The sequence below is a fragment of the Amycolatopsis sp. lyj-108 genome (genome assembly GCF_046549005.1).
Lineage (GTDB): Bacteria > Actinomycetota > Actinomycetes > Mycobacteriales > Pseudonocardiaceae > Amycolatopsis.
This window is the reverse complement of sequence record NZ_JAJPWQ010000015.1, coordinates 240,941-254,710: the sequence shown is the minus strand read 5'-3', so window position 1 is coordinate 254,710 and position 13,770 is coordinate 240,941. Positions and strand designations below refer to the sequence as shown.

The window sequence follows — 13,770 nt, the reverse complement described above, 5'->3', positions numbered from 1 at the left end:
ACGAAGGACGCCTTCGCTCCTGGCCCCATGGTGACGAGCCCGTTCGCCCGGGGTGGCGGGCAGAGCGAAGGCGTAACTCGCGTGTTCAGGCACGTAACTCGCGTGATCAGAAACGTAACTCGCGTGACTGGACTCCGCACTCGGCTGTACGGCGGCCGATCACGCATGATCCCCCTCCGGTCACGTCCCGAGGGGGATCATCGCGACCGCAGGGGTGGACGGCGTCCGCGAACCTCCGGCGGGTTCCGCGGTGATACCGACCCGGTCGATCCCGCGAGGCAGCTCCGCGAGGACCGGAAGAGTCCGATGTGGACCGTCCTGCGCCAGCAGCCCGGCCGAATGCACGCCGCTCGCGCCGAGAAGCCAGACCTGGTACGCCTTGCCCGGCGCCAACGGCGGCAGATCGCCCGCCAGCACGACGATCTTGCCGTGGCTCCGCGAAGTCACCACCGTGGTCGTCCCGGGTTCGGCGCCCTTGGCCGTCGACGCGTCGGGTGCGGTGAGCACCGCGTTCACCGAGGCGAGCCGCTGTTGCGCGGGGTCGGTCACCGGCTCGGTGTTCGTGGTGACCAGGCCGAACACCAGCGCAGCGGCGGCCGCCGCCGCGGCACCCCAGAGGGCGATCCGCGTCTTCAACGGCCCGTCTCGACGTGCGACAGCGACAAGTGGAGGCCACTGACGGGTCCCGGCGACCAGCGTGAGCGTCGCTTCCCTCAGCCTCGCCGGTGGCGCGGTGCCGATCGCCGCTCCCAACCGCGCCGCGGTCTCCCGCAGTTCCCGGACTTCCTGGCCGCACGAGGGACAACCCCGCAGGTGCCGCTTGAACGCCGCGGCCTCCTCCTCCGGGACGGCGTCCAGGGCGTAGGCCCCGGTCAGCGTGTGCAGTTCCGCCGTCATTGCCCGACCCCCAAGCAGTCACGCAGCCGGATCAGGCCGTCGCGGATACGGGTCTTCACCGTGCCGGGCGCGGTCTTGAGCACTTCCGCGACTTCCGGGTAGGTGTAACCGTTGTAGTACGCCAGCACCACCGATTCCCGTTGCAGGTCGGTCAGCGCGGACAGGCATTGGCGCACCCGTTGCTGTTCGAGATTGCTGATCGTCGACTCGGCGACCTCGTCGAACGGGCGCCGGAAATCGAGTCTGCCCGCGCGGTCGTCCCGGTCGAGCGAGGCCTGATGCGAACGCACCCGGTCCACCGCCCGCCGGTGCGCGATGGTGAGCACCCAGGCCAGCGTGCTCCCCTTGCCCGGTTTGAACCGCGCCGCCGTCCGCCACACCTCCACCAGGACCTCTTGGGTGACCTCCTCGGCGAACGTGCCGTTGCGGACGACCCTGTTCACCACTCCCCACACCGGTCCCGCGACGACGTCGTACAGGTCGGCGAACGCCTGTTCGTCTCCTGCCGCGACCCGTTGCATCAAGCTCGTTTCGGCAGGCTCCGTTCCGGTGCCGCCGCTTCCGCGCGGACTCGTCCGCACACCCTCGACCATCAAGCTGCCTCCACCTCACCCGACGCCCGGCTACGCGGTTCCCTGGCGTCAGGGAGGGATTCGGCGCCGAGGGCGGCATGGACTGGTCGGGGGCCGAGAACACTCGAACGGGGGCTTACCCCTGTTCTTCGAGCACTTTGTCCATTGTGGACCGCAGATGCCGCAGAAAGGCCTCGAACCGTTCGATCTCCTCGGCCGGATACTCCGCGACCAGCGCCGCGAGCCCGGCACTGAACGGACCGAAGAACTCCCGCGCGGGCCCTTGGATGTCGGGGCCGCTGCGCAAGGTCACCACGCGCCGGTCGGTGTTCTCGCGGGTGCGCACCACGTAGCCGAGGTTCTCCAGGCGGTTCAGCAGGTTCGTGGTCGCGCCGGAGGTCAGCGAGATGCGTTCGCCGAGCCGGGCCGGGGACAGCGGGGAGCCGGTGTCTTCGGCGTAGAGGATCTCCACCAGCGCGGCGGCGTCGGTGGCGTGCAGGCCGAGCCAGTTCGCGAAACGCCGGGTGAACTCGGTGTAATTCGCCCCGAAGCTCCGGAGGCCGTCCAGCAACGACGTGACGCGGTCCTCCATCAGCCCTCCTCGACTCAGGTGCTTTGACAACCTACCGGTCGTGAATATACCTTCATCATGAAGCTACTTTCTCATGAAGGAGTTCCCGTGCTCCCCGATCCGTTCGCCGCGAAGACCCGCGGCATCACCGAGCCCGATCCCGTCCGCCCCGCGCTGCGAGCCGCCGGCCCACTCGTCGAAGTGGCCGCGCCCGAGGGCGGAAGCGCCTGGATCGTGACCGACGAGAAGCTGGCCCGTGCGGTCTTGTCGGATCCGCGCATCACCAAAGATCCCGCGCTGGCCCCCGAGGGGTGGACCGCGCTCGAACAAACCGCCGCCGAACAGCCGTCCCTCACCACACTGGACGGCCCGGACCACACGCTCTTGCGGCGAGCACACGCTCCGCTCCTGAGCGCCAAACGGATCCAGGCTCAGTCGGATCGGATCCACAAGATCGCGCAGGCGCTGCTGGCGGAACTCGGCGACGGAACCGTCGACCTCATGGACGGGTTCTCCACCCGTTTCCCGCTCACCGTGCTGCTCGACCTGCTCGGCATCCCGCTCCGGCTGCTCGACACCGCCGTCGACGCCTGCCGCCGCATGTCCGACCCCGCACCGGGCGCCCAGGGCAATGCCATCGCCGCGATCGCGGACCTCGCCGCCGCGGGGCTGACGCCGAACCGGAACGGGCTCGCGAAGGAACTGCGCGACAACCTCCCGCCCGAGACGTCCGAAGACGAACTGCGGTATCACCTGTTCGCGTTGATCTTCGCCGGGCAGCTGACCACCGACGCCTCGATCGGTTTCCTGATCTCACGGCTTCTCAACGGGGACACCGCCCCCGAGGGCACTCTGGTTCGCGAAACCCTCCGGGAGCATCCGCCCGCCCCGTTCACCCTCTGGCGGTTCACGACCACGGAGATCGAGCTCGCCGGGATCCGGCTCCCCGCCAGGGCCCCGGTGCTCGTCGACATCCAGGGCGTCAACACCGATCCGGCCAGGAAACCCGGTCCGGATCTGACCTTCGGCGCGGGCCCGCATTTCTGCGTCGGCGCCCAGCTCGCGCAGCTCGAACTGCGGGCGGTCGCGACGGTCCTGCGCACGGACTTCCCCCGAGCCCGGCTCGCAGTGCCCTACGCCGAACTCCGGCAGACGTTCCTCGGCGGCATCCAGGGCACGCGGCTCACCAGCCTGCCGGTACTACTGCACGGCTGAAAAGCGGGCCGGGGCGCGGAAGTCCGCCGCCCCGGCCCGGAAGAGCCGCTACTTCTTGAAGGTGTCGCGGAGCTTGTCCGCCGCGTCGCCGACGGCGTCCTTCACGTTCTCGACGGCGCCCTTGAGACCGGCCTTCGCCTGGTCGGCCTGACCTTCCGCGCGCAGTTCCTCGTTGCCGGTGGCGTCGCCCGCGGCTTCCTTGGCCTTACCGCCGAACTCTTCGGCCTTGTTGCTGATCTTGTCGCCCAACGACATCGGGTCCTCCTCCGTCCATGGCGCCCGGATCGTGCGCCTACCCGGTAGGACAAGCGAAGATCCAGATCGTCATGCGCACGGACGGGTGATCACCCTCACGGGATCAGCCCGACCAGCCACTCAGCCGTGTCAAGAGCCGTTCCAGGACTTCGGGATCGGCGCCGACGGGCGCACCGGAGACAGGCTCGTCCACCAGGGTCCGGCGGTCGCCACGCCGCGGCAGCTGGACCTGTCCGGCGGACAGGCCACCGGGCAGCGGCAGCTCGCACCAGAACGTCACGCCGCGGGTCTCGCTCGGCGCCACTCCGGTCCGCTCACCCGGTGCGGGCGTCGGCACGGGAAGCCCGTCCACGTCGTGATCGACCTCGATGACCAGGACGTCCGAGCGCAACCGCAGTCTGAGCGTCAGGAACGGCGGCTCCTTCGGGTCGGCGACGTCGACGAGCGCGCCCACCAATCTGGCGGCGGCGGTCTTCGCCTGATCGAGCAACGGCCGCAAGGACCAGTCCGACAAGATGAGACGGACGAAAAGCTCGGAGCACAACACGGCATTCGGTTGTGCCACCAGCCGGAGGTCGTCCATCTGGGAAGTGCGCGCGCTCAAACCAAGGCCTTCCTCGTCGACGTGCGAGCGTGCATCATGCCACTCCATCCGGTGAAGCCCTCACGCCGCCTCACGCAAGCCATTGGTCCAATGGACCAGGCGGACTTTGGCTCTGTTCACGGGGCCAAACCGCGCGCACAGTGATCTCGTGAGCATCGCCTTCCTGATCACCACGCTGGTCGTGGTCGCCACGCCCGGCACCGGCGTGGTCTACACGCTTTCCGCCGGACTGGCCCGCGGCAGACGCGCGAGCGTCATCGCCGCGACCGCCTGCACCCTCGGCATCATCCCGCATATGGTCGCCGCGATCACCGGTCTCGCGGCACTGCTGCACGCGAGCGCGCTGGCGTTCGAAATCCTCAAGTACCTGGGTGTGGCGTACCTGCTCTACATGGCTTGGGCGACGCTCAAGGACCGGGAAGCGATCGTCGTGGAGGGCGATCCCGAACCCGCGTCGACCCTGCGGACGATCACCTCCGGCGTGCTGATCAACGTCCTGAACCCGAAGCTGACACTGTTCTTCTTCGCGTTCCTGCCCCAGTTCGTCCCGGCGGGCGAGCCCGGTTCGATCCCCCGGATGCTGCTGCTGAGCGGGGTGTTCATGCTGGCGACGTTCGTGGTGTTCAGCGTGTACGGCGTCCTCGCCGCCGGCGTGCGGCACCACGTTCTTTCCCGGCCCCGCGTGCTCGCCTGGCTTCGGCGGATCTTCGCCGGTTCCTTCGCCGCGCTCGGCGTCAAACTCGCGTTCACCACCCAGTAGACAGGTCCAGCATGCGACTCCAGCACCACCCAGAGATCCACGCCGCTCACCCCGGCCTCGCCGTCGGCACGATCCAGGCAGGCGGTATCACCCCGGAAATGCCGGTCGACCTGGAGAAGTTCGTCGAGCGAGCGACACGACGGCTGGCCGATGGCCCCGAATCGGAGTTCCCCGAGATCCAAGCCTGGCGGCGGGCGTTCGCCAGGATGGGCTTGAAGCCGACGCAGTACCGCTGCGCGTCGGAGTCACTGCTGCGCCGGCTGCGGAAAGAAGGCTCGCTCCCCCGGATCCACCCGGTGATCGACCTCTGCAACGCGGTTTCGGTCGCCTACGCCGTTCCCGTCGCGGTGCTCGACGTCGCGAAGATCAGCGGCTCGCTGGAGGTCCGCCACGCGCGAGGCGACGAGAAGTACGTGACCTTCGCCGGCACGGTCGAACAGCCGAACCCCGGCGAGGTGATCTTCGCGGACGAAGACGGTCAAGCCCACGCGCGGCGGTGGACGAACCGGCAGAGCGGGCACTCGGCGGTCTCCGCCACGACGTCCGAAGTGCTGATCGTTTCCGAAGGTCTGCACGCGACCGCGGCCGAGGACGTCCGGCTGCTGATCGAGGCCATCGCGGGCGAACTGGCGGCGGTGGGCATCGTCACGAGGCCTTGAGCGCCTTCTCCAGACCGGCCCGCGTCATCTTCGACCGCCCCTTGATGTCCCGTTCCCGAGCCAGCTTCTCCAGGTCCGCCTTCGACAACGAAGAGAGATCTTGCTTCGCTGGAGGCTTCTTCGCCCCGGACTTCTTCTTGGCCTTCCCGCTCTCCACGCTCTTCGAAAGCGCCTCGAACAGGTCGACGACCTTCGTCGGCTCACCGGGTTCGGTGGCGGGCGTGATGGTGTCGCCCTTCTTCTTGGCCTTGATCAGCTCACGCACACGGTCGGTGTAGGTGTCGCGGTACTCCTCGGGCCGCCAGTCATCGCTCATCGCGTCGATGAGGTTGACGGCCATGTCGAGTTCCTTGCCGCGTGCCTTCGCCTTGCCGGGGAGATCCGGCAGCTGCTCGGCGGGATCCCGCAGGTCGGCGGCGAAATGCAGGGTGTTGAGCACCATGACGCCGTCGCCGGAACGGACCAGGGCCAGATACTCGCGGCCGCGCATGACGAACTTCGCGATCCCGGCCTTGCCCGACGAACTCATCGCCTCGAGCAGCAGCGCGTACGGACGCTCGAACTCCTCTTTCGCGGGCGCGAGCCAATACGTCTTGTCGAAGAACATCGGGTCGATGGCGTCCAGCTCGACGAAGCTTTCGATGTCGAGCGACTTCGACCGCCCGGGGGCGATCTCGTCGAGTTCCTCGGGTTCGACGACCACGTAGTCGCCGCTGTCGAGCTCGTAACCCTTGACGATGTCCTCGTAGCCGACTTCCTTGCCGGTGCGCTCGTTCACCCGCCGGTACCGGATGCGGTCTTCGGTGCCGCGCTGGAACTGGCGGAAGTGCACCGTATGGTCCTCGACCGCGCTGTACAACCGGACCGGCACCGTCACCAGACCGAGTGAAAGCGAACCGCTCCAGACCGGGCGCATGGGCACACTCCTCTCCTCCAGCCACCTGGTACCCGCGACGGCGGCGGATCACACCTGGTCAGAGGCTGAAAGCGAGGGACTGCAGGAGAACGACCCCGAGGAACACCACGGTGAAGGCGAGATCGAACGCCACCCCACCGGCCCGCACCGGCGGGAGCACGCGGCGGACCGGCGCCAGCACGGGCTCGGTCAGCCGATGGGCGATCCCGCGCGCCCGGAAGGACCAGACGGGCGGCCGGGTGGCGAGGTTGACGGTCCAGTCCAGCACCATCCGGACGACGAGCACGATCAGGAACAGGGTGAGCAGGACGCCCACAAGATAGCCAAGAGCACTCATGACGGCACACTCCTCTTTGTTCCAGTGTGCCGTGCTCGGCTGGGAGCAACCTGTGCGCGAAAAGGGCTACCAGGGCGGTTGGCCACCCCCAGTTCGAAGGCCAACCGCCGCGGAGCCCCTACACACGGTTCGGCACGCTGCCCCGTCGCGCCGACCCGCCAGCTGATGTCTTCAGCTTTCCAAGGCCCTGCATCGGAATTACATCGGCTCTCCACCGCCGGGCATCCGCGCAGTTCAGGGGCCGCCGGGCGTAGAATCGAACCGGTTCCAGGGCAGCCGAGCACGCGCCCGTTAGGCCGAATGCCGTACGGCGTGCCCCGCGCCGACCTGGCTGGAGGCCGAAGCGGTGGGCTAGGGTGCCGATCAGCCGGCGAACGGACTGGAGGTAGTGCGTGAGCACGCTCACGGTCTCGGACGACATAGTCGCATATGACCGCTGATCGTTTACCCGATTCGGCGGGATCTCCCCGGACCGCCGCCCACAGCTCCCAACTCGGCTTCTCCGTTCTCGGCCCGCTCGAAGCCGAGGTCGACGGCGTCCCCGTCCGGCTCGGCGGGCGTCGTGAGCAGCGTCTTCTCGCCGCTCTGCTGATCAACGCGGGCAGGCTGGTCCCGGTCTCGTACCTGATCGGCACGATGTGGCCGGAGAATCCGCCGAAGACCGCGGTCCGCCAGGTCAGCAACGCGATCGCGCGGCTGCGGCACGACCTCGGCGTGGCCCGCTCCGCCGTGGTCACCACCGGCTCGGCGTACCGCGTCGTCATCAGCAGCGCCTCGCTCGACTCGGTCCGCTTCGAAGCGGACTACAACCAGGGCGCCGAACTCCTGGCGGCCGGGCTGATCTCGCAGGCGGCCGTCAAACTCGCGGACGCGCTCTCGCTCTGGCGCGGCCCGGCCTTCGACGGTCTCGAAGGCGACGCCATCGAGCAGACGGCGCGGCGGCTCGACGAAGAACGCCTCGCCGCCTGCGAACTCCTGATCGGCGCCAGGCTCCGGCTCGGCGAGACCGAGGCGGCGGCCCGCGAGGCCTACGACCTCGCCGCCTGGCATCCCACTCGCGAAACCCTGCAGTGCCTCACCATGCTGGCGCTCTACCGGGCGGGCCGCGGCGCCGACGCGCTCCGGACGTTCGACCGGACCAGGATCGCGCTCGCCGAGGAGCTCGGCGTCGACCCGAGCGCCGAACTGAGCGCGCTGCACCAGCAGATCCTGCGCGCCGACGCCGAACTGATGGGGGACGGCGCCCTCGTCCGGTACGGCGTCGGCGGGCTCCGGGCCGGGATGGACACCGTCGGGCGACGTGAGAACGCCGACGCGCAGAAGGCGCTCTTCCCCCGCCCCGCGCAGCTTCCCGCGGACCTCCCCGCGTTCGGCGGGCGCGCCGCGGAACTGCGGGCCGTCCTCGAAATCGGCCAGGACGGCTCCTCCTCGGGGCCCCGGCTGATCGCGATCGACGGGATGCCCGGTGTCGGCAAGACCGCGCTGGCCGTCCACGCCGCGCACCGGCTCGCCCCGCTGTTCCCCGACGGGCAGCTGTTCGTGAACCTCGAAGGCTTCTCGCCGGCGGGTGATCCGGTCGACCCGGGGTCCGCGCTCGAAGCACTCCTGCGATCGCTCGGCATCCAGGGTTCGGACATCCCCGCCGGGACGGAGCAGCGCGCGGCGTTGTTCCGCAGTTGTCTCGCCGGCAAACGCGTGCTCCTGGTGCTGGACAACGCCATCGGGGCGACGCAGGTGAACCCGCTGCTGCCCGGTTCGGCGAGTTGCTGCGTGCTGATCACCAGCCGCACCCGGCTCGTGGACCTCGACGGCGCCGAACTGCTGTCCCTCGAACCGTTCAGCCGGGCCGACGCGGTGGACCTGCTCGGCCGGATCGTCGGCCCCGCCCGGCTGAAGCGGGAATCCCCGGACGCGGCCGACCGGGTCGCGAGCCTGTGCGGCGACCTCCCGCTCGCGCTGGCCGTCACGGCGAGCAGGCTGCGCGCGCGGGCCTCGTGGACGCTCGACTTCGTCGCCAGGCAGCTGCGCGACGAGCGGAACCGGTTCGGCGAGCTCACCGCGGGGGAACGCGACGTCGCAGGCGCTTTCCGGGTGTCCTATCTGAACTTGAGCGAAACCGAACGCCGGGTGTTCCGCCGGCTGAGCCATCATCCCGGTGCCGCTTTCGATCTCCATTCGACCGCGGCGCTGGCCGAAGTGGACCTCGGCGAGGCCCGCCGCCTCGCCGAACGCCTCGTCGACGTGAACCTCCTGCGCCAGCCGTCGATGGACCGGTACGAGATGCACGACCTCCTCCGCAGCTACGGTCGCGAACTCCTGCTCGCCGAGGAGCCCGAACACCAGCGTGAGGCGATGATGCGGCGGCTGTTCGACTACTACCGCAGCACCGTCGCGGCCGCGATGGACTTCATCGACCCGGATTCCGAAGAGGAGCCGGGCGGCCTCGAGGTCCCGAAGAGCGAGTACGGACAGTCCTTCGCGGACTACGACCAGGCCGCGCACTGGATGGACGCCCAATGGCAGAACGTGCTGCCGGTGGCCGTCGCGATGAACAACCACCAGCGCTATTCGGACCTCGTGCCGTTCTGCTCGGCGGTGTGGCGCTACTTCGACAACCGCGGCTACTACCGGCAGGCCAGGGAGCTGGAGACCCTCGCCCTGTCCGCCGCGCGGGTCACCGGGAACGTGGTCCTCGAGTACCAGGCCCTGCACATGTACGCGCTGACCCTGTGGCGGCTCAACGAGTTCACCGAAGCGAACCGGCTGTTCAACGAGGTGTTCGAACTGGCCGCGACCACCGGCGACGTCCGGATGCAGTGCCGGGCCAGGGGCAACTCGGGGGTCACCCACTGGCTCAAAGGCGAGTCGGACGAGGCGATCGAACACCTCGGCTGGGTCCGCGAGACCGCCCACGCCCACGGCAGCGTGCTCATCGAAGCCCGCGCCAGGCACCGGATCGGGCTGATCCACACCGAGAACAGGCGCTATCCCGAAGCCGCCGAGGAACTCGACGAGGCGCTGAGACTCGCGCACGAGAACGAATCACCCGATCTCGAGGCGGAATGCTTTCTCGCTCTCGGTATCAATTCGCGTGCACTCGGCGATGCCGCACTCGCGGTCGCCCAGTTCACGACCGCGGTGGAAGTGCTCGAATCGACCGGTAATCGCAGCATGCTGCCCATCGCTCACAAGGAGATGGCGGCGGCGTTCGACATTCTCGGTAAGCGACTGAATGCGGAACGTCATCGCCGCTTCGCATTGCGCTTGTACACCGATCTCGGCATTTCCGAGTCGCCAGAGGTGCGCGAACTCAAACAGCACCTGACTGATTACTCGGCGTAATTAGCCGTTCTGTTCCGGTACTCTGTTGGCGTAGGTATATTCGCTTGACCGGAGTAACCGCTCACGGAGAGGATCGGCGGCATGCACGATGAAGATGACGACGAGTTCTTGTACGAGCTCGAAGCGGAGTACAAGGCACAGAGCACCTGGGGCGGGTTCGAGCCGCCGCCGAACGGCGGCCCTCCTTTCCGTTCGCGACGCTGAATGACCTGACGTATTCGGAAAGTATTACTGGGGACTGGGGCGCAAGACATTCGATGCTGGTAAGGGTTTCCTCTTGCGGAACGCTCTATTGGTCCGATGGTGACGTCGTCTGGGACGACCACCTCGGACATCGCCAGCTCAAACTCGCCGAAGGAACCGAACGCGTCCTGCGCTGGTTCGGTTCTTGGCGAGAACCGGAATCGGTCCGCGCGGCGGACGAGAATCCCGAGATCGGGGAAAGGCTCGTCCGTATCGCGCGAGCGATGATCCGGTACGACGTGCTGGTGGTCAAAGGTTCTTACCGGCACCAGCGGGAAGAAGAGATCCTTCGGGATTGGGGCCCTTGGGGAACGTCCGCGAGGGCTTTTCACTATGGCACCCGCTCGTTGCGTGAGACCGAGTTCACCACCAGCGAAATGACGGCGAAATCCTTGCTGGAGAAGGCGAAGGCCAGCCCTCCGCCTTCTCCGGTGCGACCTTCGGGCGAGTACGAGACGATACCGCTGCCCGAACCGTCACCGGAGAAACTGAACGCGATCGGACTCGGCGACGCACTGAACCAGCGCAGAAGCGTCCGCGAGTTCGGCGAAGAACCCTTGCGGCTGCGCGACTTGAGCGCACTCCTCACCGCCGCCCGGCCGACGAGACCGGAAACGCATCCCGACATCCCCGCCACCGGCAACGTCTTCAAGACGAGCCCGTCCGGCGGCGCGAGGCACCCGACAGAGGTGTACGTCTACGCGAGGAACGTCGAAGGCCTCGATCGGGCCGTCTACCACTACGACGGTTTCCGGCACGGCCTCACGCCACTGGACGGCAAGATCGACGACGACCAGCTGATCGCGCTCGCCGGCGACCAGCACTGGACCGGCAACGCCGGCGCGCTTTTGATCTACACCAGCGTCATCGAGCGAAACCAGTGGAAGTACCCGGTGAGCCGCACCTACCGGGTCCTGCTGATGGACGTCGGCCACCTCAGCCAGACCGTGTACCTGCTGGCGACCGCGCTCGGCCTGAACGTCACGTTCACCGCGGCGCTCCGCGACGAACTGGTCGAGGACCTCCTCGGCTGCGATCCGGCGAACGAGCTGGTGCTGGGGATGTCGGTGCTCGGTACCCGCGTTTGAGGGTCGTTTGTTGCTTTGCAGTGAGTTGGGTGGTGGGTACCCCTCGCTGCCGGGCCGAAGGTGCGGCGCATCGTGGTCCTGGGTGGCGAGGCTTGCCCGAGGAAGCCATTGCCGTCTTTCGGCAACGGCCTTCGGTCAGGCGGGATTCATGCAGTGGCGAGCTGAAGCCCACGCCGGGGCGTCGCCACTTTCCGGCGATGCGGTGTTCGCCAACCGAGCGGGGTTCGTGCAGGAGCTGAGGCGGACTGTCGCGACTCTGCCCGGCGACGGCTCAGAAGCCCTCCCGGGTCGAAGAGTGCGGCAACGCGGATAGCCACATTGGTGCAGCACCGCCGCAGGCGGCGACCCTTGCCAGAGACAGCCATTGCCGTTTTCCGGCAACAGCTCAGAACGGTGGCGGTTCGTCGGCAACCCGAGGTTCGTGCAGGGGCGGAGGCGAACTGTCGTAGGTCTGTCCCGTTGGGGTGGTCACGGTGAGAGTGCCGTCTGGGGCGAGGGAGTAGACCCAGCCGGGTTCGTCCTTGAGCCGATGGTCCCGCCGACACAAATCGATCAACTCATCAGCATTGGTGTGACCACCGAACTGCCACGGCACCACATGATCGAGATCGCAGGCCTGCGCGACACGGTGGCAGCCGGGTCTTCGGCACTCACGATCCCGCACCCGCACGAACTCACCCACCCCCGCAGTCGGCCGATACCGGTCCCGACCCAAATCCAGCACCTGCCCCGACAACGGATCGGTGATGATCCGCCGCAACACCGTATCCGGCCCCGCCGCGATCTCACGGGCCAACGACGCCGGAATATACCCATGCCCGGCCAGCTCCGCCGGATCCTCGTTCACACCGAGATAGGTCGCCAAGTCCATGTAGAGAAACACCTCGCACCGTTCACTTTTCCCGACCTGGCCGCCGAGCAGCAGGTCCAGGGCGACATCGGCACGCAGCTGGTCCAAGGTGCGGGGCTCGTCGCCGGTCTTGAGCGCCCGCGCCTCCCGGTCGATCCGGGTGTAGGCGGCGGTCACCTTCTCCACCGGCCCGTCCTCCACCTCGATCGAGGCCACCCCCACCTCACCCTGGCGCACCACCAGACGACGCCCCGCGCGGTGATGTTCGGTCCGGCGGGAAGCACCATCACGATCCACGGTCGACGCCGCATGACTCGCCGCCTTCCGGATCTGCTCCGAATTCCTCCCCTCCAACCGATCCTCCAACAGAACGTCCACCGCCCGGGCATCCTCATCCGACAGCCACGACGTCGCCGCAGCCACCTTCACCGCCCCGAACCCATCCACCACCCCACGATCCATCAACCCCAACGTCCGCGGCAACCTGGTGGTCAACGCCTCCGCCGTGGAAACCAGGGCACCCGCGTGACCGTCCACAACAGACAACGCGAACGCCACCTCCTGCACCACACTCGAAGCACCATCGCGATGACGGCCCAGTTGTGCGATAGCGCGGAACCGGACCGCCTCCAACCGCGCGATCCCCTCCGACGCCGCCACAGCGACATCCACAGCATCCTTATCCCCCAACACATCCAGCGAACCATTGACCTCCCCCAGCACATCCGACTCGGTCAATTCCTTCAATAGCGCCACAATGGCGTTCGACGTATCCACACACAGAACTTACAACCGGCCACCGACAATTTCCGATCACACAGACGTCACGGGCATCGCCGATTTCCGGCAACGGCACAAACCCCGGCTCAACAACAGTGAGCCTTTTCCCACCTCACTCTGAACAGGTTGGGAGGAGTGCTCATGGCGTTCCGGGACAATGCTCTGAGCGGAGCAGACCGTAGACGAGCACATCGACATACTCGCCGTGCTGGAAGGACCTGCCGCGCATGACCCTTCCGGCGGAACCCCAGGCGTTCGAGGGCTTTCTGCTCGCCGAGGTTACCGCCATTGGTGAGGGCTTCGATTCTGTTCGCAGTCGTGCGGCCGAACAGGTAGTCCACGAGCAGCCTCTGCGCCACCGTGCCCACCCCCTGTCCACGATGCTCGGGCAGCACCCCCACGCCGATCTCGTAGGTGACACCCGAGGGGAAGCCACGGGGCTTCCAGGTGGCGATGCCGACAACCGTGTCGTCGGCCCGCGCGATCGCAACCGCCGCGGACTCGGCGGAGATATACCCGTCGATCTCCCATCGCTTGCGGCGTGCCCTCGGATCACCGAATCCGGGCCACTCGAACTCGCCGAGCGCATCGGGATCCGTGCAGAGGCGGTCGAGAAAGGCGAGGTCGGCCTCGGTGAACGCCCTCAAGTGGACTGTGTCCGGGCGGTTCGCTGGAGTCATG

15 protein-coding genes are annotated in these 13,770 nt (G+C 67.7%); 6 read left to right on the top strand and 9 right to left on the bottom strand.

Annotation, left to right across the window (positions count from 1 at the left end; genetic code table 11):
• Positions 1-180: 180 nt before the first annotated feature.
• From ACLJO0_RS39865 to ACLJO0_RS39855, 3 genes are all read right to left on the bottom strand, one after another.
• Positions 181-897 (bottom strand): anti-sigma factor domain-containing protein, encoded by a 717-nt coding sequence (locus ACLJO0_RS39865; RefSeq protein ID WP_410584921.1) that lies wholly within the window; start codon positions 895-897, stop codon positions 181-183.
• Entirely contained in the window at positions 894-1,490 is a 597-nt protein-coding gene (gene sigK, locus ACLJO0_RS39860; protein WP_410584919.1) for an ECF RNA polymerase sigma factor SigK, read from the bottom strand. Before sigK ends, ACLJO0_RS39865 begins: the two co-directional genes overlap by 4 nt.
• A gap of 115 nt (positions 1,491-1,605) precedes the next feature.
• Entirely contained in the window at positions 1,606-2,061 is a 456-nt protein-coding gene (locus tag ACLJO0_RS39855) for a MarR family winged helix-turn-helix transcriptional regulator (RefSeq protein WP_125794995.1), read from the bottom strand.
• A gap of 87 nt (positions 2,062-2,148) precedes the next feature.
• Here ACLJO0_RS39855 and ACLJO0_RS39850 point away from each other — a divergent pair, with 87 nt between their 5' ends.
• Entirely contained in the window at positions 2,149-3,255 is a 1,107-nt protein-coding gene (locus tag ACLJO0_RS39850) for a cytochrome P450 (protein ID WP_410584917.1), read from the top strand.
• Between the two features lie 48 nt (positions 3,256-3,303).
• Here ACLJO0_RS39850 and ACLJO0_RS39845 read toward each other — a convergent pair whose 3' ends face one another.
• Together ACLJO0_RS39845 and ACLJO0_RS39840 are read right to left on the bottom strand one after the other, a co-directional pair.
• Positions 3,304-3,510, bottom strand: a complete 207-nt coding sequence (locus ACLJO0_RS39845) for a CsbD family protein (RefSeq protein WP_125794993.1) — start codon at positions 3,508-3,510, stop codon at positions 3,304-3,306.
• Positions 3,511-3,613: 103 nt separating this feature from the next.
• Positions 3,614-4,114, bottom strand: a complete 501-nt coding sequence (locus ACLJO0_RS39840; protein ID WP_125795443.1) for an ATP-binding protein — start codon at positions 4,112-4,114, stop codon at positions 3,614-3,616.
• A 148-nt stretch (positions 4,115-4,262) separates the two neighbouring features.
• Between ACLJO0_RS39840 and ACLJO0_RS39835 the strand changes: the two genes are divergently transcribed.
• Together ACLJO0_RS39835 and ACLJO0_RS39830 are read left to right on the top strand one after the other, a co-directional pair.
• Positions 4,263-4,874 carry a LysE family translocator gene (locus ACLJO0_RS39835; protein ID WP_125794991.1) on the top strand — a complete coding sequence of 204 codons (612 nt, stop codon included), beginning with the start codon at positions 4,263-4,265 and terminating at the stop codon, positions 4,872-4,874.
• Positions 4,875-4,885: 11 nt separating this feature from the next.
• Positions 4,886-5,533: a B3/4 domain-containing protein gene (locus ACLJO0_RS39830; protein ID WP_410584914.1), complete on the top strand. Its 648-nt coding sequence runs from the start codon at positions 4,886-4,888 to the stop codon at positions 5,531-5,533.
• On the opposite strand, the gene ACLJO0_RS39825 is transcribed toward ACLJO0_RS39830, so the two are convergent.
• Both ACLJO0_RS39825 and ACLJO0_RS39820 read right to left on the bottom strand, forming a co-directional pair.
• Positions 5,520-6,449: a Ku protein gene (locus ACLJO0_RS39825; RefSeq protein ID WP_410584912.1), complete on the bottom strand. Its 930-nt coding sequence runs from the start codon at positions 6,447-6,449 to the stop codon at positions 5,520-5,522. The genes ACLJO0_RS39830 and ACLJO0_RS39825 overlap by 14 nt on opposite strands.
• Before the next feature lie 58 nt (positions 6,450-6,507).
• Positions 6,508-6,786: a YggT family protein gene (locus tag ACLJO0_RS39820; protein ID WP_410584910.1), complete on the bottom strand. Its 279-nt coding sequence runs from the start codon at positions 6,784-6,786 to the stop codon at positions 6,508-6,510.
• A 429-nt stretch (positions 6,787-7,215) separates the two neighbouring features.
• On the opposite strand from ACLJO0_RS39820, the gene ACLJO0_RS39815 reads away from it, so the two are divergent.
• The 3 genes from ACLJO0_RS39815 to ACLJO0_RS39805 all read left to right on the top strand — a co-directional run bounded on the left by ACLJO0_RS39815 (position 7,216) and on the right by ACLJO0_RS39805 (position 11,459).
• Positions 7,216-10,128, top strand: a complete 2,913-nt coding sequence (locus ACLJO0_RS39815; RefSeq protein WP_410584908.1) for an AfsR/SARP family transcriptional regulator — start codon at positions 7,216-7,218, stop codon at positions 10,126-10,128.
• 81 nt (positions 10,129-10,209) lie between these two features.
• A complete protein-coding gene (locus ACLJO0_RS39810; protein WP_255431256.1) occupies positions 10,210-10,332 on the top strand; it encodes a hypothetical protein in 123 nt (40 codons plus the stop codon).
• Positions 10,333-10,385: 53 nt separating this feature from the next.
• The gene (locus ACLJO0_RS39805) at positions 10,386-11,459 is read left to right on the top strand and encodes a SagB/ThcOx family dehydrogenase (protein WP_410584905.1); all 1,074 of its coding nucleotides are present in this window, start codon (positions 10,386-10,388) and stop codon (positions 11,457-11,459) included.
• Positions 11,460-11,844: 385 nt separating this feature from the next.
• Here ACLJO0_RS39805 and ACLJO0_RS39800 read toward each other — a convergent pair whose 3' ends face one another.
• Positions 11,845-13,029: a DUF222 domain-containing protein gene (locus ACLJO0_RS39800; protein ID WP_410585027.1), complete on the bottom strand. Its 1,185-nt coding sequence runs from the start codon at positions 13,027-13,029 to the stop codon at positions 11,845-11,847.
• Positions 13,030-13,175: 146 nt separating this feature from the next.
• Positions 13,176-13,769 (bottom strand): GNAT family N-acetyltransferase, encoded by a 594-nt coding sequence (locus ACLJO0_RS39795; RefSeq protein ID WP_410584903.1) that lies wholly within the window; start codon positions 13,767-13,769, stop codon positions 13,176-13,178.
• Position 13,770 lies beyond the last annotated feature (1 nt).